We start from the raw sequence: 24,967 nt of genomic DNA, 5'->3' as shown, positions 1-24,967 counted from the left end.
GGACCGACGCCCGGAGGGCACGTCACCCTGTGTACGCGGTGGGGGCGGCACGCCCCGACGACGGCCCCGGCGTCCTGACCTGGGGGCCTCCGCCCGCTGCTGCCACCGGTGGTCGGCGCCGAGGCACCGGCCGGGACACAGCGGGCGGGAGCGCTGCCGTCGTACGAGGCGCGCACCGCCTCCTGTTACGGGAAGCCGCCGCGGGCTCAGCGGCCGACCGCGAGGGGCTCCAGGGCCGAGCTCAGCGCCTTCCAGCCGCGGGACCGGCTCAGGCCGCGGTTGCGGGCGCGGACCATGGGCCGCCAGAAGTCGGCTCCCATCAGTGTCTCCGGCTTGACCGCCTTGACCCGCTCCAGGACGGCTTCGGGCACCTTCTGCGGATCGGGCACCTCGAACTCGGCCATGATCTCGTCGTACTTGTCCTTCAGCACGGTGTTGTCGGGGTCCGCGCCGAAGACGACGAGCTGGCCGGTGGGCTGGGTGTCGACGAGGACCAGCTCGAGGTCGGGCCGGTAGCGGCTCAGGATCTCGATGACCTTGTAGACGTCGCCCGTCCAGGCCGTGGTGTGGCGGTCGCGGGCCGCCTCGTCGATGCTGCGCGGCAGCATGTCGTCGAGCACGATCACGCTGGCCCAGTCGGCGTGCTTCTCGACGTTCATGAAGTCCCGCAGCGCGTACTCGAACAGGTGCATGCCGTCGATGAAGGCCAGGTCGAGCGTGGTGCGCCGCCAGTACCCGAGGGGGCTGCGGCCCCGGCGCAGGTTGCGCACGGGGTGCCGGCCGCCGCGCAGATGCTGCAGCGGGTTGTCGCGGGCGAAGAAGTCGTCACTGGTGGCCTTCACCAGGTGGACGTCGCACTTGATCTCCGTGACCACCTTGAAAGCGGGGTCGACCGCGATGCTGGGGACGCGCGACAGCGTGAGGCTACGGCCGTCGTTGACTCCGATCTCCAGGTAGTTGCGGTTTGCGGTGACCTTGTGCAGTTCCCGCAGGAACTCATGGCGTTTCACGAAGGGACTCCTTGCGGATCAGGGTAAGAACTCCGTGCAGGGTGGCCCGCCGGTCGCGCTGGGGCGGCAGGCCGAACTCCTGCCGGCGGCCGGGGGCAGGGGCGCCGTACGCGGGCCGGGGCGCGGGCCGGGCCACGGCCCCGCTGCGCACGGGCCGCTTCCGGCCGGGTCCGGTGCCCGGGCCCCTGAAGATCTCGCGGGCCGGTTGTACCGGCCGGCCTCGCCGGAGCCGGGGGCATGGCGAACAGCACCCGCGCCGCGCCCCCGGGTGCGGGCCCGGTACGGCGAGGCGTCCGGTGACGTCCGCGCTCCACGTGGGCTGCCCGCGCTGGTCTCCGAGGACGCCGAGGGTGTCGCGACGTGGCTCCAGGTCGATCATCGTGCGGACGAAACTACGCCCGTGGGCCCCGTGGAGCCAAGCCGTTCGCCGACGATGAAGTTGTCGCCGAGGTACATGACGAAGTCGTCGTCGCCCAGCCAGTCCCGCGCGATGAGTACCGCGTGGGCCAGTCCCAGGGGCCGCTCCTGGGGCAGGTAGGTGATGTCCAGCCCGAACTTCGATCCGTCGCCCACCGCTTCCTGGATCTCCGCGGCGGTGTCACCGACGATGAGGCCGACCTCGGTGATGCCGGCCTCGGCGATGGATTCCAGTCCGTAGAAGAGCACGGGCTTGTTGGCCACGGGGACGAGTTGCTTGGCCGATGTGTGCGTGATCGGCCTCAATCGGGTACCGGCGCCGCCGGACAGCACGAGAGCCTTCATCTGCTTCACCCTAGCGTCGATCACCGTACGGCGAACGTTCGCAAGGTTGGTTCTCGGTAAGACCGCGCCGTCCCCGTGGGCCGCTCCTGCGGTGCTTCAGTCCTCGCCGCGGACGATGTTCCCCTCCGGGCCGTACTGCTCCGTCCGGGTCCCACCGCTCTCGGGGACGGCCGGGACGCAGGTCCGTACGACGCCCTTGCCCCGCAGGCGCCGCGCCTTGGACCAGCCGGTCTCCGGTCGACGGGTCACGAGCTTCTCAGTGGTCTGCGCGCTCACGGTGACTCATCCTCTTTCTACGTCGATGCCCGTTTTCGGGTCCCCCGCCGCAGCCGGACGAAACCGCCGCCGTCCGGGAGGAGGCCGCCCCCGGGGGTCCCGCCGGGGCCGCGCTGCCGCCGTCGCCTTCGGCCCGGGGCCGCGGACGCGATCCGGTCCGCGGCGGCCCGCCGTCGTGCGGAACCCCCGCCCGGGTGCTCAGGTCCGGGGCGCTCAGGTGTTGGGGCGCGCGGCGCTGATGTCACCGAGCGCGGACTCCGGGTCGCGCTCGATGGCCAGGTCGCCGAGGGCGAGCATGCCGACCGGGCGACCGTCGTCGACGACGGGGACCCGCCGTACGGCGTGCTCGCGCATCAGCCGTACGGCGCGGTCGAGTTCGTCGTCGGAGCGCACGGTCACCAGGTCCTCGCTGCACAGGGCGGCCGCGGTGGTCCGTCCGGGGTCGGTGCCCTCGGCGAGGGACCGCACGACCAGGTCGCGGTCGGTGACCAGACCGCGCAGCCGGTCGCCGTCCGTGACCAGGACGGCCCCGAGGTCCTGATCGCGCATGACACGGGCCACGGCTGTCACGGAGGCCTGGGGCTCCACGGTCGCCGGGGCGGCGGTCATGATGTCGCTGACGTGCTGGGTCATGACGTACCTCCTGCTCGATCCGGAACGTTCGGGAGCCGGGTACCCCGGGCGGGCGGCGGTCAGGCCGTGCCCAGCGCCCCGCGCAGGGTGCCGACGGCCTGGGCGATGGCGGCCTCGGCGGCGTGGGTCTCGCGCAGGGCGTTCAGCATCACGAAGTCGTGGATGATGCCCTGGTAGCGGACCGCGGTGACCGGGACGCCGGCTTCGCGCAGCTTGTTCGCGTACGCCTCGCCCTCGTCGCGCAGGACGTCGGCCTCGCCGGTGATGACGAGGGCCGGCGGCAGGCCGGTGAGCTGCTCGGTGGTGGCGCGCAGCGGTGAGGCGGTGATCTGGGCGCGCTCCGCCTCGTCGGCCGTGTACTGGTCCCAGAACCACCGCATGGCGTCCCGGCGCAGGAAGTAGCCCTCGGCGAACTGCTGGTAGGAGGGCGTGTCGAAGCTCGCGTCGGTGACCGGGTAGAACAGCACCTGCTGCACCAGCCGCACGTCGCCGCGCTGCTTGGCCATCAGGGTCAGGGCGGCGGCCATGTTGCCGCCGACCGAGTCGCCGGCCACGGCGATCCGGGAGGCGTCGAGGTTCTTCGACACCCCCTGCTCGACGACCCACCGCGCGACGGCGTAGTTCTGCTCGACGGCCACCGGGTAGCGGGCCTCGGGTGAGAGGTCGTACTCGGGGAAGACGACCGCGGCGCCGGTGCCGACGGCGAGTTCGCGCACCAGCCGGTCGTGGGTGTGGGCGTTGCCGAAGACCCAGCCCGCGCCATGGATGTAGACGATCACTGGGAGGGTGCCGGTCGCGCCGGCCGGGCGGACGACGCGGGCGCGGACCCGGCCGGTGGGGCCGCCCGCCACGGTGATCCACTCCTCGTCGACCGCGGGCTTGGCGATGTCGCCGGACTGCACCTCGTCGACGGCCTTGCGGCCCTCGGCCGGCCCGAGGTCGAACAGGTACGGCGGGTTCGCGGTGGCCTCGGCGAAGGCCTGCGCGGCGGGCTCGAGCACGGGGCGGGGTGCGGTGGTCATGGCGTCTCCTCGGGGCTGGTGCCGCGGGCTGCGGCAGAACACGACAGTAGCTCGCTACTAAGTCGTGCGCAACTAATCAGGGCAGTATCAATTAGTGCTCGATACAATCGAACGGACCCGAACGATAGGGTGTGATCACCGTGAACAGCACTGCAACCGGGAGCCACGCCGTGAGCCCAGCCGCAGCGGAACCGAGCGAGGGGTCGCTGCTCCTCGACGACCAGCTCTGCTTCGCCCTGTACGCCGCCTCCCGCGCCGTCACCGCGCGCTACCGCCCGCTGCTGGACGAACTCGGCCTGACCTACCCGCAGTACCTGGTCATGCTCGTGCTCTGGGAGCAGGACTCGATCTCCGTACGGGAGCTGGGCGCCTCGCTCCAGCTGGAGTCCAGCACCCTGTCCCCGCTGCTGAAGCGGCTGGAGGCGAACGGACTGCTGCGCCGGGAACGCCGCGCGGAGGACGAGCGGTCGGTCGCCATCCGGCTCACCGAGGCCGGCTCACGGCTGCGGGAGCGGGCGGCGGCCGTTCCCCTCGCCATCGGTGACGCCATGGGCCTGACACCCCACCAGGACGCCCAGGCCAAGCAGCTGCTGCGGCTGATCACGGCCAACGTCACGGCCGACTGACCACGGCCGACGTCCCGGCCGGCTGACCACGGCCGACGTCCCGGCCGGCTGACCACCGCCCAGATCGCGGCAGGCGTTCACGGCTCGTGCCACGGCAGACCGCTCACGGCCCACGTGACGGCAGACGGCAGCCCGATCACCGCCGGCCGTTCGCGGCCCGGCGTCACGGCCGACCGAGCGGCAGCTCCGCCCAGACCTGCTTGCCGCCGCTGACCGGCACGCTCCCCCACGTGTCCGACATGGCCTCGACGAGCAGGATGCCCCGGCCGCCGGTGGCCTCCCAGCCGATGCTGGTCGGCTTGACGGGGGTACGGGCCGAGGCGTCGGCGACCGAGACGCGCAGCCGGTTGTCGAGGAGCGTGAGGTCGAGGCGGACCTGGCCGTCGGTGTGCACCAGGGCGTTGGTGACGAGCTCGGAGACGACGAGGAGCACGGTGTCCGTGTCGTCCCGGCGCACGCCCCAGGCGCGCAGCGTGCGCCGGGTGAAGCGGCGGGTGTGCCCGACCGCCTCGGGCACCCGCCACACCGTCCAGCTCTCGCGCAGCGGGCGCAGCGCCATGCCGTCGTAGCGCAGCAGGAGCAGGGCCACGTCGTCGCTGCGGTGGGCGTTGCCGAGCAGGGCGTCGGCGACCTGGTCGAGACGGGCGGGGTCGGACAGGGACAGCTCGTGGGCCAGGCGGTCGAGTCCCACGTCGATGTCGGCCTCCGCGGACTCCACGAGACCGTCCGTGGTCAGGGCGACCACCGTGCCGGGCCGCAGCCGCAGCACGCTCATCGGGAAGTCTGCCTGGGCGACCACGCCGAGCGGCGGCCCGCCCTCCGCGTCCGGCATCCGGGTGCCGCCGTCGGGGTGGCGCAGCACGGGCGGCAGGTGCCCGGCGCGGACGTACCAGGCGGAGCCCTCCTCCATGTCGACGTCGACGTAGCAGCAGGTGGCGAAGAGGTCGGTCTCCAGGTCCATCAGAAGCCGGTTGGCCAGGGAGACGACCACGTCGGGCGGGTGGCCCTCCACGGCGTAGGCGCGCAGCGCGGTGCGCATCTGGCCCATGAGGGTCGCGGCGGCCGCGCTGTGGCCCTGCACGTCGCCGATGACGAGGGCCACGTGGTTGTCGGGCAGCGGGATCACGTCGTACCAGTCGCCGCCGACCTCCAGACCGGCGGTGGTGGGCAGGTAGCGGGCCACGGCGACCGCACCGGGCAGCTCGGGCAGGCGGCGCGGCAGCAGCTGGCGCTGCAGCATGCCGACCAGCTCGTGCTCGGCGTCGAAGGCGTGGGCGCGCAGCAGGGCCTGGCCCGCGAGGCCGGCCGAGGCGGTGAGCAGGGCGCGCTCGTCGGGGCCGAAGTCGTGCGGGGCGTCCCAGCCGATCAGGCAGGCACCCGCCATGCGGTTGCCGGCGGGCAGCGGCAGGACGGCGAGTCCGCCGGGGCCGACGTCGGCGAGCGCGGGTTCGAGGGGGGTGCCCGCGGGCCAGATGCGGGCGCGGCCCTCGCGCAGGGCGGCGGCCAGGGTGGGCATGGTGCGCACGGGCGCGTCGGGCCACTCGGTGCGCCACTCCAGCCGCCACACCTCGGGCCAGGACTCCGGTTCGGGTGGGTCGAGGACCGTCACGACCAGCCGGTCGCCCTCCAGCTCGGCGAGCGCGATCCGGTCGGCCTCGAGCGGCCCGCGCAGCGCGGAGACCACGGCCTGGCTGACGTCGCGGACGGTGCCCGCGGTGGCGAGCATGGCCGCGAGGCGCTGTACCCGGGCCACGTCGGTGACGTCGGAGCGCAGTTCGGAGGCGTCGGCGACCGTGCCCTCGAGCCGGGCGGGCTGCCCCTCGCCGCCGGGCACCAGGCGCCCGCGCAGCCGCAGCCACTTCGGCGGGCCGGAGGGCTGCAGCACCCGGAACTCCAGGTCGCGGTCGCCGGCGGCCAGGTGGTCGGCCTCGACCACGGACATCAGCGAGGGCAGGTCCTCCGGCACGGTCAGGCCCAGCAGCGTCTCCACCTTGCCGTCGAACTCGGCGCGGGTGAGGGCGAACAGGCCCAGGATGTCGTCACCGACCGCGACCCGGCCGCTGTCCATGGCGAGGCTGAAGGCATCGGCCGGCAGCTCGCCGCCCTCGGGCGCCCGGGCCGGCGCGGGGCAGCCGACGGCGTCGGCGATCAGCTCCAGGCACTTGCGGTCCTCGGTGCCGAAGCCGTCGGGCCGCTCGCTGACGGCCAGCAGGCAGCCACCGGCGCCGTTCGCGTCCCCGGGCACGGGCAGCGCCGTGAGGAAGAAGTCCCGGGGCCGCTCCCCGGGGCCGGGGTCCCGGGGCCCGAGCCACACCGGGCTCCCGGAGCGGTGGCTCTCGGCCACCGGGGAGCCGCCGGCCCGCGGATACGCCTCACGCAGGCCGAACAGGGTCCTGGGCACACCTGCCGACTCGGCCAGACACAGCAGGTCGGCGTCCTCCCCCGGCGCGTACAGCGCGACGAACGCCGCTCCGGCGAAGACGAGCGCCTGCTCCAGGACACGGCGCACCCGGTCGGGCGCGGCCGGGCCGGAGGCGAGCGCTTTCAGGGCACCTTCGGCATGCAGCGTCCCAGCTCTGCGTCCCTCAGCGCCCTCACTGACCACGTCCGTATTACAGCGCGTATGGGACGGGTGCGCAGCCCCTGTGACCATTCCGTGCGGCATGCCCGACCCGCTCGGTCGAAACCCTCCGAACATGTCTTGACGCATGCGTATCGCACGGTGTTCTCGTGACACACGTGACTGTCCCGCGCCCCCGTCCGGCTGGAAATGTCGGTGCCGGACCACGGAGGGGGACGTATGGACAAGCGGTACGAGGTGTACGCGCTGGCCGACCGGGACTTCTACGAGACGCCGGACCGGCTCGCCGCGGCCGGACAGCGGGGCGCGCCCTGGTTCGAGACCGCGCGCCGCCGGGTGCCGGAGGGCTGGGACTCGGCGCGGATCGGCGACTGGCTGACGCTGACGCCGCTCGGCGCGGACGGGAGCCCGGTGCCGGGTCCGGCCCAGGGCTGGAAGATCCACGCCTCGGCCACGCGGGCCGACGCGGAGCGGATCGCCGCGGCCGTGTGGGACTACTGCGTACCGCGCCGCATCCCGTTCAAGTTCGTGCCGGCGCCGCACCTGCTGCATCTGCGCAACACCAAGTACGCGGGCCGCGACACCAGCGGCAAGTTCGTCACCGTCTACCCGGCCGACGAGGACCAGCTCCACCAGGTGCTGCGCGAACTGGGCGCGCTGCTGGAGGGGCTGGAGGGGCCGTACATCCTCACCGACCTGCGCTGGAACGACGGCCCGCTCTACGTCCGCTACGGCGCCTTCGCCCGCACCTTCACCGTCGACGAGCGGGGCTCGCTGGTGCCGGCGGTGCGTGACGGCGAGGGCCGGCTGGTGCCGGACCGGCGGGCGCCGTCCTTCCAGGTGCCGGAGTGGGTGACGCTGCCCGCGTTCCTCGAACCGCAGCTGGCCGCCCGCAACACCACGACCGTGGGCGAACTGCCGTACCGCATCGAGAAGGCGCTGCACTTCTCCAACGGCGGCGGGGTGTACGCGGGCACCGACACCCGCGACGGGCGGAAGGTCGTCCTGAAGGAGGGCCGGCCGCACGCGGGACTGGCCTCCGACGGCGCGGACGCCATCGCCCGGCTGGAGCGCGAGAAGCAGGCCCTGGAGCGGGTGGCGGGCACCGGCGTGGTGCCGGAGGTGCGGGACTGGTTCACCCTCGGCGACCACCGCTTCCTGGTCATGGACTTCGTCGAGGGGCGTCCCCTCAACTCCTGCTTCGCCGAGCGGCATCCGCTGCTCACACCGGACCCCGACCCGGACGCGGTGGCGCGCTACACGCGGTGGGCGGTGCGCATCCACGGGGCGGTGGAGCGCGCGGTGGCGGCGGTGCACGCGCGCGGGATCGTCTTCAACGACCTGCACGTCTTCAACATCATGGTCGCGCCGGACGAGGAGTCGGTGTTCCTGCTGGACTTCGAGGCGGCGGCCCCGGCCGAGGAGAACGGCCGCCAGGTCGTCGCCCATCCCGGTTTCTTCGCCCCGCCCGACCGCAGCGGCACCGACGTCGACCGCTACGCGCTCGCCTGCTTGCGGCTCGCGCTGTTCCTGCCCGTCACCACCCTGTTCGTGGTCGACCGGCAAAAGGCGGCGCACCTCGCCGAGGTGATCGCGGAGCAGTTCCCGGAGGTGCCGCGGCGGTTCCTGGACGAGGCGGTCGCGGAGATCACCCGGGGCGCGGGCGGGGACGCCCCGGCGTACGTACGGCCCGCCGATCCGCACAGCCGTGAGTCGATGGTCGAGGCGATCCTCGCCTCGGCCACGCCGGACCGCGACGACCGGCTCTTCCCGGGCGACATCGCCCAGTTCGCCGACGGCGGCGGCCTCGGGCTCGCCCACGGCGCGGCCGGCGTGCTGTACGCGCTGGCCGAGAGCGGGGCCGAGCGGTACGAGGAGGGCGAGCGCTGGCTCCTCGCCCACACGGACCCGCCGCCGGCCGGCACCCTGCTCGGCCTGTACGACGGACTCGCGGGCGTGGCCCACGTCCTGGACCGGCTCGGCCACCGGCAACGGGCCCTGGACCTGGTCGGGAGCATCCTCGCGGAGCGGTGGCAGAACCTCTCCTCCGACCTCCAGAGCGGCTTGGCGGGTCTGGGCCTGGTCCTCGGCGAACTCGCGGACGCCACGGGCGAGCCGGAACTGCGCGACCGGGCGGCCGAGGCCGCGGACCTCCTCGTACGGCGTCTCGCCGAGCCGCGCCCCGAGCCGCGCGGGCGGCGCGCCGGACTGCTGCGGGGAGCGAGCGGCCCCGCGCTGTTCCTGCTGCGGCAGTACGAACGCACCGGCGGGACACGGCTGCTGGAGGCCGCCCGCGAGGCGCTGCGCCGGGACCTGGAGTGCTGCGTCGTGCAGAAGGGCGGCGGCCTGGAGGTCGACGAGGGCTGGCGCACCCTGCCCTACCTCGGCGACGGCAGCGCGGGAGTGGGCATGGTCCTCGACGACTTCCTCCGGCACACCGACGACGCGGAGTTCGACAAGGCGCGCGCCGGCATCCTCACGGCCGCCACCTGCCGCTTCTACGCGCAGCCCGGCCTCTTCCAGGGCCGCGCCGGGATGATCCTGCACCTGAGCCGCACCACGCAGCCGGAGGCGACCGCCCGGCGGCTCGCCGAGCAGGTCGACGGGCTCGGCTGGTACGCGATGGCGTACCAGGGCCGGCTGGCCTTTCCCGGCCATCAGATGATGCGGCTGTCCATGGACCTCGCCACCGGAACGGCCGGCTGCCTGCTCGCGCTCGACGCGGCCGGTGGCGGCGGCGCGCACCTGCCGTTCCTGCCGCCGCTGCGGCGGCCCCCACGACTCGGCTCCGCGATCTGACGGAGTCGTGACCCAACCCCCGTCCCCACGGGTGGACACAACAGGAAGGAAATGACATGGCACTGCTCGACCTTCAGACGATGGAGTCCGACGAGCACACCGGCGGCGGTGGCGGCGGCAGCACGGTCAGCCTGCTCTCCTGCGTCAGCGCGGCGAGCGTCATCCTCTGCGTCTGACGGACACCGTAGGCCCACGGCTCCGGGCGGCCCGCTCCCGCGAGGGAAGGGCCGCCCGGGGTCCTGCGGCGCCCCCGCGACCCCGGATGCGAGGCAGCGGTCGTATGCCGACCATGACGACTCGGGCCGCAGCCCGCCCGGCCCTGCTGAACTCCGCCACCCGGCACAGCGGGCCGCGGAGTGCGGCCCTGTGCCTGGTGAGTGTGGCGTCCACCGGTGCCGGTCTGCTCCTGCCGGCCGCACTCGGACACACCCTCGACCTGCTGCTGGCGCCCGCCCCCGCGACCCGCTGGGTGCTGTGCTGTGCGGGGCTCGTGCTGCTGGCCGTGCTCCTCGACGCGAGCGAGACCGTGCTCGCCGGCACCGTCGACGCGCGGACGACGGCGTGGCTGCGGCGGCGGCTGACGGCGCACGTGCTGGCCGTCGGCCCGCGCGCGGCGGCCCGCTTCGGGCCCGGTGACCTCGTCGCGCGCCTCGTCGGCAACGCCTCCCAGGCCGGGACGGCACCGGCCGCCCGCGCCGCGCTGCTCGCCGCGCTCGCCGGACCGGTCGGCGGCATCGTCGCGCTCGGCCTCGTCGACCCCTGGCTGGTGGCCGTGTTCCTGGCCGGAGCCCCGGTGCTGGCCCTTCTGCTGCGTGCCTTCGCCCGGGACACGACCCGGTGCGTGGCCGACTACCAGCGGGCGCAGGGGCGGATCGCGGGCGCGCTGGCCGAGGCGGTCGCCGGGCACCGCACCATCGAGGCGGCCGGCACGGCGGACAAGGAGGCGGCGCGGATCCTGCGACCGCTGCCGGACCTCTCCCGCGCGGGACACCGCATGTGGCGGGTGCAGGGACGGGCCGCGGCGCAGGCGAGCACCGTGGCACCGCTGCTCCAGCTCGGCGTCGTCGCCGTGGCGGGGGTGCTCCTGGCCCGGCACCGGCTGTCGGTCGGAGAGGTGCTGGCGGCGTCCCGGTACGCGGTGCTCGCCACCGGAGTCGGCGTGCTGGTCGGCCAGTTCGCGAGTCTGGCCCGGGCCCGGGCCGCCGCCGGGCGCCTGGACGAGGTCCTGTCGGAGCCGCCGGTCACCCACGGCGACCGCCGGCTGCCGCCGGGTCCCGGGCGACTGGAGCTGCGCGGCGTGACGGCCCGGCGCGGTGAGCGCACCGTGCTCGACGGTGTCGACCTCGTCGTCCCCGGCGGTACGACCCTCGCCCTGGTCGGCCGTTCCGGCACGGGCAAGTCGCTCCTCGCCGCGCTCGCCGGCCGCCTGGCCGACCCGGACGCCGGCGAGGTCCTGCTCGACGGCGTCCCGCTGCGCGAGCTCACCCATGACGAACTGCGCCGGGCCGTCGGCTACGCCTTCGAGCGCCCCGCCCTGCTGGGCGCGACCGTCGAGGACGCCATCGCCCTCGGGCCCCGGCCCCTCTCCCCCGGGACCGTCCGGGAAGCGACCCGCCTCGCCTGCGCGGACGACTTCGTACGGCGCCTGCCGGACGGCTACGCCACAGCCTGCGCCGACGCCCCGCGGTCCGGCGGCGAATCCCAGCGCCTGGGTCTGGCCCGGGCGTTCGCCCACGGCGGCCGCCTGCTCATCCTCGACGACGCCCTCTCCAGCCTCGACACGGTGACGGAGGCCCGGATCACCGGCTCCCTGCTGGCCCACGGCACCCGCGGCACCCGCCTCCTCGTCGCCCACCGAGCGGCCACGGCGGCCCGCGCGGACGCGGTGGCCTGGCTGGACGGGGGGCGGGTGCGGGCGCTGGGGACACACGCGGAGCTGTGGCGGACGGACGGCTACCGGGCGGTGTTCGGCGACGGGGGGCCCACGTGACGGACGGTGTGCGGCGGCGGGGCGGAGGCGACGACCTCCGCGCGCACGGTCTTCGGGGGCAAGGCGTTCGGGGGCGGGACCTCCGGGCGCGGGGCCTTCGCTTCCTGTGGTCGCGTCGCGGTGTCCTGCTCCGGCTCGGATGCTGGTCCGTGCTGGAGACCGGGCAGACCTTCCTCACCGGGTACGCCCCCGCGCGCGCCCTCGACGCGGGGTTCCTGGCCGGGCGGGTGGGGACCGGGCTCGCCTGGCTCGGGGTGGCCGGCCTCGGGGTCGTCGTGGGGGCGTACGGGACCGGGCGGGTCTACACGGCCGTGGCCGCGCTGGTCGAACCCCTGCGGGACCGGCTCGTGGAGCGGGTGGTCGGCCGCGGGGTGCGGGAGGCCGGCGGCGGCGCGCTGTCCGGGCTCACCCAGCAGGTGGAGATCGCGCGCGAGACCTTCGCCGGACTGGTCATGGTGTCGCGGTCGTTCGTGTTCACGGCGGTGGGGGCCCTGGTCGGCCTGTTCTCGCTCGCCCCGCTGCTCCTGCTGGCCGTGGGGCCGCCGCTGGTGGCCTCGGTCGCCCTGTTCGCGGCGTCGCTGCGGCCCCTGGCCCGCCGGCAGGAGCGCTTCCTCGTCGCCGACGAGGCCCTGGCCGACAGCCTCGGTGCCGTCTGCCCGGGCCTGCGCGACATCACCGCCACCGGCGCCGAGGAACGGATCGCCGCCGACGCGGGAGAGCGCGTCGACGCCGAACTGCGCGCCGCCCGCTCCCTCGCCCGCTGGGGCGTCGTGCGCGTGGCGGCGCTCGCGATCGGGGGCCACCTCCCGATCGTGCTCCTGCTCGCCGCCGCTCCCTGGCTCCTGTCCCACGGCGTCACCGCGGGCGCCCTGGTCGGCGCGCTCGCCTACGTCACCCAGTCCCTCCTGCCGTCCCTCGGCAACCTGGTCCACGGCCTGGGCACCAGCGGCTCACGCCTGACCGTGGTCCTGCGGCGCCTGGCGGCCGCGCCCGCACCCGGGACACCGGCGCCCGCGCGCGGACGCCCCGCGGCGGACGCCCCCGCCGTCTCGCTCACCTCGGTCACCTTCGCCTACGGCCCCGGCGCCGCCCCCGTGCTCAAGGACCTCGACCTCGCTCTTCCCCCCGGTTCCCACCTGGCCGTCGTCGGCCCCAGCGGTATCGGGAAGTCCACGCTCACCGCGCTGGTCGCGGGGCTGCTGGAGCCGCGTGACGGCACGATCCGGGTCGGCGGACGGCCGGTGCCCTCCGCGGCGGCCGCACGGTACCGCGTGCTCATCCCGCAGGAGGCGTACGTCTTCACCGGCACCGTCGCCGAGAACCTCGCGCACCTCCGGACGGACCCGGTGCCCGGGAGCGAGCTGCTCGCGGCGGCCGACGCCGTCGGGTGCCGTGCGCTGATCGACACACTCGGCGGGCTCGGCGCCCAAGTCGACCCCGCGGCGCTCTCCGCCGGCGAACGGCAGCTGATCGCGCTGACCCGGGCCTATCTGTCCGACGCCCCGCTCGCCCTGCTGGACGAGGCGACCTGTCACCTGGATCCGGGGGCCGAGGAACGCGCCGAGCGTGCCTTCGCACGGCGGCCGGGCGGCACCCTCGTCGTCGTCGCCCACCGCATCAGTTCGGCCCGGCGCGCGGACCGGGTGCTCGTCATGGACGGGCGGGGCACGGCGTACGGCACTCACGACGAGCTGCTGGAGACGTCGGCGCTGTACCGGGAGCTCGTCGGCAGCTGGACTCCCGCGCGTTTGGGCGCGGGCCCTGCCGGCCGGCCGTCACAGCCAGCCCTCCCCCTGGGAGATGCGGATCGCGTCGATACGGTTGCGGGCCCCGGTCTTGCGGGTGATGGCCGCCATGTAGTTGCGCACGGTCCCGTGCGACAGGTGGAGGCTGCCCGCGATCTCCGCGACGGAGGCACCCTCGGCGGCCAGGGATAACACGCTCAGCTCGCGCCGTGTCAGCGGCATCTCGGCGGCCTTGAGGAAGCCGTAGCCGAGCGAGTCGTCGACGAATCGTTTCCCCGAGGCGACCCGCCGGATCCCGCGCACCAGGTGATCCGGCGAGCCCTCCTTGTCGACGTAGCCGATCGCCCCGGCCTCGACGGCCCGCTTCAGCAGGCCGGGGCGGTGCGCACTCGCCAGGACGAGAAGTCTCGGCCGTGTCTCGTCCTGGCCGCGTAAGCACAGGTCGCCCAGTGGTGGGATGCCGTAGGTGTCCGCGGCCTCCAGATCCACCGCGCAGACATCAGGGCGCAGCAACCGCGCCCGGCCGTGCGCTCCCCGCCACGGCGTGTCCTCCACCCGGAAGTCCGGTTCCCGTCGCAGCCACTCCGCCAGAACCGATCGCACCAGACACGCGTCGTGCACCAGTAATACCCGGATCACTGCCCGCCCCTCGTTCATCGTCCGCCGGTCTCATCGGTGGTGAACGCGTGCCCATTCTTCGTGCCCACGACCACCCGGAGGGCGCGTGGATCCGGCCATTGCGGGGCGCGGGGGCGCACGTACGGCCTTCGCGCACCACCGCGCGCAACGACTGAGAGGGAATGGTTCCGGGCAAGGGGGGTATGCACGCTTTCCTCACCACGCCCGGGCCGTCTGGAGAGCGGGCCGTGAAGCGTCCGGGGCGGCAGGCCGCGGAAGGGCGTCCCGACGACGCGGTCCGGCCCTCCCACGGGAGCGGGAGGGCCGGACCGTCCACCGATGATCGGGAACCGCGGGTCTGGCCGATCGGTGGGTCTGGGTGAGGGACTGCTCGGCGGGTCCGAGTGAGCGACACCTCACTGGTTTCGGCTGAGGGACGGCTCAGCGGGTCTGGGTGAGGGAGGACGAGCCGTCGCCCGCGCCGGTGCCGTTCTGGCCGGCCGCGCCCGCGCCGGCCCCGGACTGGTCACCGGTCCCGTCGCTCGCCGTGGCGGACGGGTCGGCCGCGCCGCCACCGCCGACCGCGTCGCCGCCGCCGGCCTGGCCGCCCGCGGAGGCGGACGGATCGGCGGAACCGGCCTGGCCGCCGGCGCCCGCGCCGCCGGCGGTGCCGAGCTTGGCGCCCGTGGCCTGCAGGGCGGCGGTGACCGGCTGGAAGAAGGTCTCGCCGCCGTTGGTGCAGTCACCGCTGCCGCCGGAGGTCATGCCGACCGCGCTGCCGTCCTGGGTGAACAGGGAGCCGCCGCTGTCGCCGGCCTCCGCGCAGACGTCGGTCTGGATCAGGCCGGTGACGGTGTCGACGCCGTTGGGGTCGGTCTCGCTCTGGAAGTTCACCGTGGCGTCGAGGCCGGTGACGGTGCCGTTGTGCAGACCGGTGGTGCTGCCCATCCGGAAGACCTGCTCACCCACGGTGGCATCGGCCGCCTGGGTGATCTGGACGGCCTGGCCCTGACCGGTGTTGACCTCGCTGGGCGCCTGGGTGTTGGGGTCGTCGTACTTCACCAGCGAGAAGTCGTTGCCGGGGAAGGTGGCCTGGTCGACCGTGGCGATGGGCTGCCCGGTCTGGGAGTCGGACCACTGCTTGGCGGCCACGCCGCAGTGGCCGGCGGTCAGGAAGGCCGGACTGCCGTCGCTGGCCGTGACGTTGAAGCCGAGCGAGCAGCGGACGGTGCCGCCCTGCACCTGGGAGAAGATGGCGTCGCCGCCCGACACGAGCGTCTTGAAGGTGCCGGTGGAGCGCTTCACCGTGGCCATGCCGTCGCCGAGACTCTTGACGGTCGAGGTCAGTCGGTCCCAGTCGGCGCCGGTGACCGTGGAGTCGGCGGTGACGGCGAGCTTGTTGGTCTTCGGGTCCACCGCCCAGGCCGTGCCCGGGATGGTCGCCCTGGCCTTCAGGGTCTGCGCGCCCGACTTCAGCGCGGCCAGGCTGTTGCTGACCTCGCGGACCTTCGCGCCCGCCTGCTCCGCCCGGGCGACCGCGTCGCCGTTGCCGCCCGACGTGACGTCGACGACCAGCTGGCGGGCGCCGGCGTCGTAGTAGGACCCGGCGAAGGTCTGACCGAGAAGGCCCTGGAGCTGCGAGGCGAGACCCGAGGCGTCGGTCGCCTTCATGGTCTTCGGCGCGGCGTCGTTCGACGAGCCGCCCTGCGACGCGTTGGCGTTCGGCAGCAGAATGGCGGCCGCGCCGAGCGCCACGACGCTGCCCGCCGCGAACGCGGCCTTGCGCTTCGGGATTCGCTTGTGACTCAAACTTCTCGACCTCCTGGGGGGACCGGAGTCCGTACCGCCGTGCGGCAGCTGTTCGGTTCGGGCGCCTGGATGGCTGTTGGTACGCACGGGCCGCACGGTGCGTTCAATCACGTCGGCCAACTGACGCCGCCCGGTGCCGAATCGGCCATGACCCGCGTCCGGCGGACCAGAACGGGGAACAATCGCCCATATGACGCTGACCACCGCCGGGGCTGAGAAGATCCTTTCCGCGAACTTCGCCCCCTGGATCCTCGAACTGGGGCTGACGGTCGATGCATTGGGCGAGGACCGGGCCGCGCTGCGCCTTCCCTGGCCGGACCGGCTGGCGCGGGAGGGCGGCGGGCTGTCGGGGCAGGCGCTGATGGCCGCCGCCGACACGGCCACCGTGCTCGCGGTGTCGGCCGCGCGCGGCGCGTACGTCCCGATGACGACGGTTCAGCAGTCCACGTCGTTCCAGCGACCGGTGACCGGTGCGGATGTCCTGATCGAGGCGGTGCTCACCAGGCTCGGCCGCCGCATGGCGTTCGCGGACGTCACGATGACCGACACGGCGTCAGGGGAACTGGCCGCGCGCGCGAGCACGGTCTACGCGCTGCTGGGCTGACACGGTCTCGCACCGCCGGCCCGTGCGGCCGCACGCCACCGCCCGACACGGTCCGTATTCGAACGGCGACGTTCCGTTGAGAACACGCATCTGAATCCAAGCTTCAACCAATCTGCACAGCCACTGCGCAACGGGGTCACCGTGCGCGGAGGATCTGCACACGCCCGCGGCTTGCGCCACGCCGTTGTGACGGGAGTGTCGGATTCGTCGACGCGGCGGCAAGACCCCGGGCGGGCCGATGCCGTGACGCATGTGAAGAACTCGCCACCACTTCGTGCGCAGGCCTGCACCGATCGGTACCTCTGAGGACCAAGTTGCCTGGTGAGAAGCCTGGTTGATTGGAAGCCCGGCCCCGCACCGTGCTTTGATCCATCGCACCGCGGGGGCCGCGAAGGGTTCCCGGCAACGGGCGCCCGGCGCTCGCGGTCGCGGCCGTCGCTCTGTCCCCCAGAGGGGGCCGCTCCCCCCTTGTGAATATCCATACGAAGGGAAGTTCCATCATGAACTCCACCCCCCGTGTCGAGACCGCCGAGATCTCCGACGCCGAGCTCGACAACGTCTCCGGCGGCCTTTCCGTGAACGCGGTCAACACCGTCACCGGTGCCCTGGACAGCGTTGCCCCGGTTTCCGGCATCGTCGACACCGCCGTCGGCACCGTCGAGGGTGTGACCGGCCTGAACACCGCCCCGATCACGGGCCTGGTCGCCGGTCTCTGATCGCGTCTTTTGTGATCGTCGAGTCCCGGAGTCGTATGGCGGCTCCGGGGCCTTCGGTTGTCGTGAACCAGCCGGCTCGCGCGAGCCGGTCCTCTCTCGTTCCCAGGTGAGGGAAAGTCCCGTGCAGTTCCGCCAGCAGGCCCTCGCCAAGCTCCAGTCGCCGGAGGAGCTGGACCTTCCGGTGCGCTTCGCCCGCCCCCAGGGCTGGCTCGTGCTGTCCGTGACGGTGATCGCCATGGCCGCCGCGTCGGTGTGGGCGGTGACCGGCTCGGTGACCTCCACGGTCAGCGCGCCCGCGATCCTCACGCACGGCGAAGGCAGTTACGTCCTGCAGAGCCCGGTCGCGGGCCAGGTCACCTCGGTCGTCGCCGAGCAGGGCCAGCGGCTGCCGGCCGACGCCCCGGTCCTGAAGGTGAGGACCTCCCAGGGCGAGAGCGTCGTCCGTACGGTCGCCGCGGGCCGGATCACCGCTCTGGCCGCCACCATCGGCCAGATCATCCGGACCGGCGCGAACGTCGCCGCCGTGGAGAAGGTCGCCGAGCCGGACGACCCGCTGTACGCCACGGTCTACGTCCCGGCCGAGAACGCGGCCGCCATCCCCGCGGACGCCGCCGTGGACCTGACCGTCTCCTCGGTGCCCACCCAGGAGTACGGGGTGCTGCACGGCCATGTGAAGTCCGTGGACCGCTCCGCGCAGTCCGCCCAGCAGATCGCCGCGTTCCTCGGGGACAGCCAGCTGGGCGAGCAGTTCACCAGGAAGGGCCGCCCCGTGGCCGTACTGGTCCGGCTGGACAGGTCGTCCCGCACGAAGAGCGGCTACCGGTGGTCCTCCAGGAACGGGCCGCCCTTCCGCCTCACCTCCATGACCATGGCCTCGGGTTCGATCCGGCTGGCCGATCAGCGTCCCGTCGATTGGCTGCTGCCGTGAGCACCGCACAGCAGACGCGGAACAGGCGCCGCGCCGCTCCGCCCAAGCGCCCCGTGCCCACGGGGAAGGCGAAGACCGTCCGCACGCCCACGGTCCTGCAGATGGAGGCCGTGGAGTGCGGCGCCGCCTCCCTCGCGATGGTCCTCGGCCACTACGGCAGGCACGTCCCGCTGGAGGAGCTGCGCATCGCCTGCGGCGTCTCCCGCGACGGCTCGCGCGCCAGCAACCTCCTGAAGGCGGCGCGCAGTTACGGTCTGACGGCCAAGGGCATGCAGATGGACACGGCCGCCCTCGCCGAGGTGAAGGCGCCGGCCATCCTGTTCTGGGAGTTCAACCACTACGTCGTCTACGACGGCATGGGCCGCCGCTTCGGCCGCCGCGGCGTCCACATCAACGACCCCGGCAAGGGCCGCCGCTTCGTGCCGATGGAGGACTTCGACGGCAGCTTCACCGGCGTCGTGCTGGTGCTGGAGCCCGGCGACGGCTTCACCAGGGGCGGCCGCAGGCCCGGCGTCCTGGGCGCGATGCCGGCCCGGCTGCGCGGCACCGCGGGCACGATGCCCGCCGCGGTGCTGGCGAGCCTGCTGCTGGTCGCGGTCGGCGCGGCGGTGCCGGCGCTCAGCCGCACCTACATCGACGAGTTCCTCATCGGCGGCCGGACCTCGCTGCTGACCGTGCTGTTCGCGTCGATGGGCGCGTGCGTGCTGCTGACGGTGGTGCTGACCTGGCTCCAGCAGTCGAACCTGCTGCACGGCCGCATCATCTCCTCCACCCTCTCCAGCGCCCGCTTCCTGCGCCATCTGCTGCGGCTGCCGGTGACGTTCTTCGCCCAGCGCAGCCCGGCGGATCTGGTGCAGCGGCTGCAGTCCAACGACCAGGTGGCCGAGACGCTGGCCCGCGACCTCGCGGCGGCGGGCGTGGACTGCGTGGTCGTCGTGCTCTACGCGATCCTGCTCTACACCTACGATCCGCAGCTGACCTTCGTCGGCATCGGCGTCGCGCTGCTCAACATCGTCGCCATGCGGGTCGTCGTCCGCCTGCGCGCGACCCGGACGGCGAAGCTGCGCGCGGACAGCGCACGGCTGACCAACACCGCCTACACCGGCCTGCAGCTGATCGAGACGATGAAGGCGACCGGCGGCGAGGACGGCTACTTCCGCAAGTGGGCCGGACAGCACGCCACCACGCTGGAGGAGCAGCAGCGGCTCGGGGTGCCCAGTGCCTGGCTGGGCGTGGTCGCGCCGACGCTGGCCTCGCTGAACAGCGCGGTGATCCTGTGGATCGGCGGCATGCGGGCGGTCGAGGGCGGCATCTCGGTGGGCCTGCTGGTCGCCTTCCAGTCGCTGGTCACCCGCTTCACCGCCCCGATCACCCGCCTCAACGGCGTCGCGGGCCGCATCCAGGACTTCGCCGCCGACGTGGCCCGCCTGAAGGACGTCGAGAACTTCCGGGCCGACCCGCTCTACGGCCGCCCCGGCGCCGGCGACTCCACCCGCCGCCTGCACGGACACGTCGAACTGCAGAACATCAGCTTCGGCTACAACCCGCTCGACAAACCGCTGCTGACCGGCTTCGACCTGACCGTGGGCCCCGGCCGGCAGGTCGCCCTCGTCGGCGGTTCCGGCAGCGGCAAGTCCACCGTCTCCCGGCTGATCTCGGGCCTGTACACCCCGTGGGAGGGGGTGATCCGCATCGACGGACGGCGCCTGGAGGACATCCCGCGCGGGGCGCTGGCCGCCTCGGTCTCCTTCGTCGACCAGGAGGTCTTCCTGTTCGAGGGCTCGGTCCGCGACAACGTGGCACTGTGGGACCCCTCGATCCCGGACGAGGCGGTGGTGGAGGCCCTGCGGGACGCGGCCCTGTACGAGGTCGTGGCGCGCCGCCCCGGCGGCATCCACAGCAAGGTCGAGCAGGACGGCCGCAACTTCTCCGGCGGGCAGCGCCAGCGCCTGGAGATCGCCCGCGCGCTGGTGCGCCGGCCCAGCATCCTGGTCCTCGACGAGGTGACCAGTGCCCTGGACGCGGAGACCGAGCTGGCCGTGATGGACAATCTGCGCCGGCGCGGCTGTGCCTGCGTCGTGATCGCGCACCGGCTGAGCACCGTGCGCGACAGCGACGAGATCGTCGTGCTCCAGCACGGCGCGGTCGTGGAACGCGGACGGCACGAGGACCTGGTGGCGCGCGGCGGCGCGTACGCCGCGCTGGTCAGGGAACGGTGAGATGACGACCTCTCAGGAAGGCGACCTGGTCCTCGGCGCGCTCGGGTCCATGGGCACGCGCGTCGACTGCACGGGCCTGACCCGGCTGGATCTCGAAGGCCCGCAGGTGCTGTGGCTGGTCGCGTCCGGCGGCCTCGACCTGTTCGCCGTGGACGCCGTGCAGCAGGGCCACTGGCACCACCTCGGCCGGCTGGAGGCGGGCTCGCTGCTGCTCGGCCCGGTCCTCGGCCCCCAGCACACCCTGGTGGCCCGCCCGCTGCGGGACTGCGTGGTGCACCGCATAGGACTGCGCGAGCTGTACCAGCCGGCCAACACCCAGACCTGGTCCTACGACGAGTACGGCAACCCCCAGTACGTCCCGCCGCAGACCAGCCCCCTGGAGTACGCCCTCGCCCTCGGCGTGGGCCGCAGCCTCTCCATCCTGTTCCAGGCCCCGATGGCGACCGAGCGCGCCACGGAGGCCGGGGGCGCCCCGGTGCGTGCCTACTCGAGCACGGGCGAGGACGACGACGTCTTCTGGATGCAGGTGCCGCCGGGCAGCGTCCAGTACGGCTCCCTCTACGGCGCCGAGGCCGCCGCCGACCTGCTGATCGATCCGGCGGTCTGGCAGAGCATGGTCGACCAGCAGTACCGGCTGCTGACCACGCTGGACCGGTGGATCGAGCAGCTGGAGCGCACGCACGCGTCGCGCACGGCGGCCGGCATCAAGGCGGGCGAGGCGGTCCGGGCCCGGGCCGACCGCACCCTGCTGGCCTCCATCGGCAAGTCGTCGTCCAAGCGCACCACGGCGGCCGATGCCGACGCCTCCTACGCGGCGTGCAGGCTGGTCGCCGACGCGGCCGGGATCAAGCTGGCCGAACCCGCGCGAAGCGGCACGGAGAACGACCGGCTGGACCCGGTGGAGCTCGTGGCCATCGCCTCCCGCGTCCGCACCCGGTCGGTGCGCCTGGACGGCACCTGGTGGCGGGACGACGTCGGCCCGCTGGTGGGCCACCGGGCGTTGTCGGGGGCGCCGGTGGCGCTGCTGTGGCGACGTGGCGGCTACGTCGCCGTACACCCCGCGACCGGGCGTGAGACGCCGATCGAGAAGGCCAACGCGGAGGAGTTCGAGCCCCGCGCGGTGATGTTCTACCGGCCGCTCCCGGACCGCCGGCTCAGTCCCCTGGGGCTGCTGCGCTTCAGCATGCGCAACACCGGCGGCGATCTGGCCAACCTCCTGATCAGCGGTCTGGTGACGGTGGCGATCGGCGCGCTGGTGCCGATCGCCACCGGCAAGGTGCTCGGTGAGTACGTGCCGAAGGCCCAGACGAACCTCATCGTCCAGGTCTGTCTGGCCGTGATGCTCACGAGTCTGGTGTCGGCGGCCTTCATGCTGCTGGAGAACCTCACCGTCCTGCGTCTGGAGGGCCGGATCGAGGCCACGCTCCAGCCGGCCGTCTGGGACCGGCTGCTGCGGCTGCCGACCAAGTTCTTCACCGAACGCTCGACCGGCGAGCTGGCCAGTGCGGCCATGGGCATCAGCGCGATGCGCCGGCTGATGGCGGGCGTCGGCCCGGTCGTCGCCCAGTCGGTGACGATCGGGACGATGAACCTGGCGCTGCTGTTCTGGTACAGCGCCTCGATGGCCTTCGCGGCGATCGGCATGCTCGTCGTCATCGCGGCCGTCTTCCTCGGGCTCGGCCTGTGGCAGGTGCGCTGGCAGCGCAGGCTGGTGGTGCTCGGCAACAAGCTGAACAACCAGGCGTTCCAGACGCTGCGCGGGCTGCCGAAGCTCCGGGTGGCGGCGGCCGAGAACTACGCCTACGCCGCCTGGGCCTCGGAGTTCGCCCGCAGCCGCGAACTGCAGCAGAAGGTGGGGCGGATCAAGAACCTCACCACGGTGATGGGCGCGGTGTATCTGCCGCTGTGCACCCTGCTGATGTTCATGCTGCTGGCGGGCCCGGCGCGCGGCGTGATGTCCGCGGCCGCGTTCCTCACCTTCAACACCTCCGTGACGATGGTGCTGACCTCGGTCACCCAGCTGACCGGCGCGTTCGTCTCCGCGGCGGCGGCGCTGCCGCTGTTCGAGCAGATCGAGCCGGTGCTGGAGGCCACCCCCGAGGTGCGCGCGGGCAGCACCCGGCCCGGCCCGCTGACCGGCGCGATCGAGGCGCGGCGCCTGTCGTTCCGGTACTCCGACGACGGCCCGCTCGTCCTCGACGACGTGTCGTTCGAGGTGCGGCCCGGTGAGTTCGTGGCGGTCGTCGGCCCCAGCGGCTGCGGCAAGTCGACGCTGCTGAGGCTGCTGATCGGCTTCGACAGGCCGGTCTCCGGCAGTGTCCTGTACGACGGCCAGGACCTCGCGGCGCTCGACCAGTCGGCGGTGCGCCGGCAGTGCGGTGTGGTGCTCCAGCACGCCCAGCCGTTCACCGGATCCATCCTGGACGTCATCTGCGGCACCGAGCCGTACACGCCGGAGGAGGCGATGGCGGCGGCCGAGATGGCGGGGCTCGCCGAGGACATCAAGCGGATGCCGATGGGCCTGCACACCATCGTCTCGGGCAGCGGTGCCGTCTCCGGCGGCCAGCGTCAGCGGCTGATGATCGCCCAGGCGCTGATCCGCCGGCCGCGCATCCTCTTCTTCGACGAGGCGACCAGCGCCCTCGACAACGAGACGCAGCGCACGGTGATCGAGTCGACCAAGGCCCTCAACGCCACCCGCGTCGTGATCGCCCACCGGCTGTCCACCGTGCTGGACGCCGACCGCGTGATCGTGATGGAGGACGGCAGGATCGCCCAGCAGGGCCCGCCCGCACAGCTGCTCGCGGACACGGGCGGACGGCTGCACGAACTGGTGCGGCGGCAGATGGCGTAGCGGCCGGCCGGGGCCCGGGACAGCGGCCTCGCAGGGGGCGCGCCGGCCCCGAGCCGGCCTCGGACCGGCTCCCGCCGCACTCCTTCCACGAGGGCGCGCGGTCAGGGCGTGCATGACGTTCGTCACCACCCCCAGCGAAACGTTGCCGTTTCGATGGGAGTCCTTTAGGCTCGACGTGTACGAAACAGTTTCGTTTAGAAACTCCCCGCGATTCCCGAACGACTTCCCTGGAGTGGTTCTGCCATGTCCCAGAAGACCTTGTCCGACGGCACCCGGCACGGTGCCGCCGAGGCGCCGCCCGAGGCGTCGACCAAGCGGTGGTGGATCCTCGCGGTCATCGCCCTGGCGCAGCTGATGGTGGTGCTCGACGCCACCATCGTGAACATCGCCCTGCCCTCGGCCCAGGCCGACCTCGGCTTCTCCGACGGCAACCGGCAGTGGATCGTCACCGCCTACGCCCTGGCCTTCGCCTCCCTGCTGCTGCTCGGCGGCCGCATCGCCGACCTGTTCGGCCGCAAGACCGCCTTCCTGATAGGAGTCGTCGGCTTCGCCGGGGTCTCCGCGCTCGGCGGCGCCGCCACCGGATTCGGCATGCTGGTCACCGCGCGCGCCCTGCAGGGTGCCTTCGGCGCGCTGCTCGCCCCGGCCGCGCTCTCCCTGCTCAACACCACGTTCACCGACGCCCGCGAGCGGGCGCGGGCCTTCAGCGTCTACGGCGCCATCGCCGGCGCCGGTGGCGCGGTGGGCCTGCTGCTCGGCGGCGTGCTGACCGACGCCTTCGACTGGCGCTGGACGCTGTACGTGAACGTGCTGATCGCCGTCTTCGCCTTCGTGGGCGGCTGGCTGCTGCTGACCAACCACCGCGACGACGAGAGCGCGAAGCTGGACGTGCCGGGCACGGTGCTCGTCGCCGCCGGTCTGTTCTCCCTCGTCTACGGCTTCTCCAACGCCGAGACGCACGACTGGGGCTCCCCGCTGACCTGGGGCTTCCTGATCGCCGGTGGCCTGCTGCTGGCCGCCTTCGCCCGGTGGCAGACCCGGGCCACGCACCCGCTGCTGCCGCTGCGCATCCTGCTCGACCGCAACCGGGCCGCCTCGTTCCTCGCCGTGCTGATCTCCGCCGGAGGCATGTTCGGGGTCTTCCTCTTCCTCACCTACTATCTCCAGCTCAACCTCGGCTTCAGCCCCACCAGGACCGGTGTGGCGTTCCTGCCCATGGTCGGCGCGCTGATGGTGGCCGCGCAGCTCGGCACCACCGTCCTGGTGCCGCGGATCGGGCCGAAGGCGGTCGTCCCGCTGGGCTTCGCGATCGCGGCGGCCGGCATGGCCTGGCTGACCGGGATCGGCGTCGGCTCCAGCTACGTCGGCGCGGTACTGCCGCAGCTGATCGTCACCGGTGCCGGACTCGGCCTGGTGATGCCGGCGGCCATGCAGCTGGCCACCGGCGGAGTGGCCGCCGAGGACGCGGGCGTCGCCTCGGCCACGGTCAACGCCATGCAGCAGGTGGGCGGTTCGATCGGTACGGCCCTGCTGAACACCCTGGCCGCGAGCGCCGCCACCGACTACCTGGCCGGCCGCAACCCGGCCGACAAGCTGGTCCGGGCCCAGGCGACGATCGAGAGCTACACCACGGCCTTCTGGTGGTCGGCCGGCCTGTTCGCCGCCGGTGCCCTGATCGCCTTCCTGCTCTACCGCCGCGGTGTGCCGGAGCAGCACGAGGACGCCGCGCCCGTCGTCCACATGTGATCCGGGGGACCCGAGCCGCACCGGTCCCG

The 24,967-nt window shown here is 73.3% G+C and carries 18 protein-coding genes and 2 pseudogenes; 11 read left to right on the top strand and 9 right to left on the bottom strand.

Annotation, left to right across the window (positions count from 1 at the left end; genetic code table 11):
* Positions 1-206 precede the first annotated feature (206 nt).
* From ACJ9NR_RS35105 to ACJ9NR_RS35080, 6 genes and pseudogenes are all read right to left on the bottom strand, one after another.
* A complete protein-coding gene (locus ACJ9NR_RS35105; protein WP_412490636.1) occupies positions 207-1,010 on the bottom strand; it encodes a class I SAM-dependent methyltransferase in 804 nt (267 codons plus the stop codon).
* Positions 997-1,389, bottom strand: a complete 393-nt coding sequence (locus ACJ9NR_RS35100) for a dTDP-4-dehydrorhamnose reductase family protein (RefSeq protein ID WP_412490637.1) — start codon at positions 1,387-1,389, stop codon at positions 997-999. Before ACJ9NR_RS35100 ends, ACJ9NR_RS35105 begins: the two co-directional genes overlap by 14 nt.
* Positions 1,389-1,772, bottom strand: a pseudogene (locus ACJ9NR_RS35095) (sugar phosphate nucleotidyltransferase); the annotation flags it as partial. The gene ACJ9NR_RS35100 and the pseudogene ACJ9NR_RS35095, both read right to left, overlap by 1 nt.
* Positions 1,773-1,868: 96 nt before the next feature.
* On the bottom strand, positions 1,869-2,048 hold the full coding sequence (locus ACJ9NR_RS35090; RefSeq protein WP_412490638.1) for a hypothetical protein: 180 nt from the start codon (positions 2,046-2,048) through the stop codon (positions 1,869-1,871).
* A gap of 213 nt (positions 2,049-2,261) precedes the next feature.
* Complete coding sequence (locus tag ACJ9NR_RS35085; protein ID WP_412490639.1) at positions 2,262-2,681, bottom strand: CBS domain-containing protein; 420 nt, start codon at positions 2,679-2,681, stop codon at positions 2,262-2,264.
* A gap of 59 nt (positions 2,682-2,740) precedes the next feature.
* Positions 2,741-3,703: an alpha/beta hydrolase gene (locus tag ACJ9NR_RS35080; protein ID WP_412490640.1), complete on the bottom strand. Its 963-nt coding sequence runs from the start codon at positions 3,701-3,703 to the stop codon at positions 2,741-2,743.
* 170 nt (positions 3,704-3,873) lie between these two features.
* Here ACJ9NR_RS35080 and ACJ9NR_RS35075 point away from each other — a divergent pair, with 170 nt between their 5' ends.
* Positions 3,874-4,329: a MarR family winged helix-turn-helix transcriptional regulator gene (locus ACJ9NR_RS35075; RefSeq protein ID WP_412490641.1), complete on the top strand. Its 456-nt coding sequence runs from the start codon at positions 3,874-3,876 to the stop codon at positions 4,327-4,329.
* A 163-nt stretch (positions 4,330-4,492) separates the two neighbouring features.
* Here ACJ9NR_RS35075 and ACJ9NR_RS35070 read toward each other — a convergent pair whose 3' ends face one another.
* Positions 4,493-6,982 carry a SpoIIE family protein phosphatase gene (locus ACJ9NR_RS35070; RefSeq protein WP_412490642.1) on the bottom strand — a complete coding sequence of 830 codons (2,490 nt, stop codon included), beginning with the start codon at positions 6,980-6,982 and terminating at the stop codon, positions 4,493-4,495.
* A 147-nt stretch (positions 6,983-7,129) separates the two neighbouring features.
* On the opposite strand from ACJ9NR_RS35070, the gene lanKC reads away from it, so the two are divergent.
* The 4 genes from lanKC to ACJ9NR_RS35050 all read left to right on the top strand — a co-directional run bounded on the left by lanKC (position 7,130) and on the right by ACJ9NR_RS35050 (position 13,636).
* Positions 7,130-9,709, top strand: a complete 2,580-nt coding sequence (gene lanKC, locus ACJ9NR_RS35065) for a class III lanthionine synthetase LanKC (RefSeq protein ID WP_412490643.1) — start codon at positions 7,130-7,132, stop codon at positions 9,707-9,709.
* Positions 9,710-9,765: 56 nt separating this feature from the next.
* On the top strand, positions 9,766-9,885 hold the full coding sequence (locus ACJ9NR_RS35060; RefSeq protein WP_399143621.1) for a SapB/AmfS family lanthipeptide: 120 nt from the start codon (positions 9,766-9,768) through the stop codon (positions 9,883-9,885).
* A gap of 104 nt (positions 9,886-9,989) precedes the next feature.
* Positions 9,990-11,699 carry an ABC transporter ATP-binding protein gene (locus ACJ9NR_RS35055; RefSeq protein ID WP_412490644.1) on the top strand — a complete coding sequence of 570 codons (1,710 nt, stop codon included), beginning with the start codon at positions 9,990-9,992 and terminating at the stop codon, positions 11,697-11,699.
* Between the two features lie 104 nt (positions 11,700-11,803).
* Positions 11,804-13,636 carry an ATP-binding cassette domain-containing protein gene (locus tag ACJ9NR_RS35050; RefSeq protein ID WP_412491821.1) on the top strand — a complete coding sequence of 611 codons (1,833 nt, stop codon included), beginning with the start codon at positions 11,804-11,806 and terminating at the stop codon, positions 13,634-13,636.
* Here ACJ9NR_RS35050 and ACJ9NR_RS35045 read toward each other — a convergent pair.
* A pseudogene (locus tag ACJ9NR_RS35045) lies at positions 13,559-14,101 on the bottom strand (LuxR C-terminal-related transcriptional regulator); the annotation flags it as partial. The gene ACJ9NR_RS35050 and the pseudogene ACJ9NR_RS35045 sit on opposite strands and share 78 nt — an antisense overlap.
* 402 nt (positions 14,102-14,503) lie before the next feature.
* A complete protein-coding gene (locus ACJ9NR_RS35040; protein WP_412490645.1) occupies positions 14,504-15,871 on the bottom strand; it encodes a S1 family peptidase in 1,368 nt (455 codons plus the stop codon).
* A gap of 190 nt (positions 15,872-16,061) precedes the next feature.
* On the opposite strand from ACJ9NR_RS35040, the gene ACJ9NR_RS35035 reads away from it, so the two are divergent.
* The 6 genes from ACJ9NR_RS35035 to ACJ9NR_RS35010 all read left to right on the top strand — a co-directional run bounded on the left by ACJ9NR_RS35035 (position 16,062) and on the right by ACJ9NR_RS35010 (position 24,938).
* On the top strand, positions 16,062-16,475 hold the full coding sequence (locus ACJ9NR_RS35035; protein WP_412490646.1) for a PaaI family thioesterase: 414 nt from the start codon (positions 16,062-16,064) through the stop codon (positions 16,473-16,475).
* A gap of 500 nt (positions 16,476-16,975) precedes the next feature.
* Positions 16,976-17,191: a type A2 lantipeptide gene (locus ACJ9NR_RS35030; protein ID WP_412490647.1), complete on the top strand. Its 216-nt coding sequence runs from the start codon at positions 16,976-16,978 to the stop codon at positions 17,189-17,191.
* Between the two features lie 121 nt (positions 17,192-17,312).
* Positions 17,313-18,119 (top strand): HlyD family efflux transporter periplasmic adaptor subunit, encoded by an 807-nt coding sequence (locus ACJ9NR_RS35025; protein ID WP_412490648.1) that lies wholly within the window; start codon positions 17,313-17,315, stop codon positions 18,117-18,119.
* Complete coding sequence (locus ACJ9NR_RS35020; RefSeq protein WP_412490649.1) at positions 18,116-20,338, top strand: NHLP family bacteriocin export ABC transporter peptidase/permease/ATPase subunit; 2,223 nt, start codon at positions 18,116-18,118, stop codon at positions 20,336-20,338. Before ACJ9NR_RS35025 ends, ACJ9NR_RS35020 begins: the two co-directional genes overlap by 4 nt.
* Position 20,339: 1 nt before the next feature.
* Entirely contained in the window at positions 20,340-23,192 is a 2,853-nt protein-coding gene (locus ACJ9NR_RS35015; RefSeq protein WP_412490650.1) for an NHLP bacteriocin export ABC transporter permease/ATPase subunit, read from the top strand.
* A gap of 243 nt (positions 23,193-23,435) precedes the next feature.
* Positions 23,436-24,938 carry an MFS transporter gene (locus ACJ9NR_RS35010; RefSeq protein ID WP_412490651.1) on the top strand — a complete coding sequence of 501 codons (1,503 nt, stop codon included), beginning with the start codon at positions 23,436-23,438 and terminating at the stop codon, positions 24,936-24,938.
* Positions 24,939-24,967 lie beyond the last annotated feature (29 nt).

Origin of the sequence: Streptomyces sediminimaris, from assembly GCF_047049295.1 — a bacterium.
GTDB classification, from domain to species: domain Bacteria; phylum Actinomycetota; class Actinomycetes; order Streptomycetales; family Streptomycetaceae; genus Streptomyces; species Streptomyces sediminimaris.
Note: the sequence above shows the minus strand (reverse complement) of the source record. Positions and strands in the feature narration are given on the sequence as shown.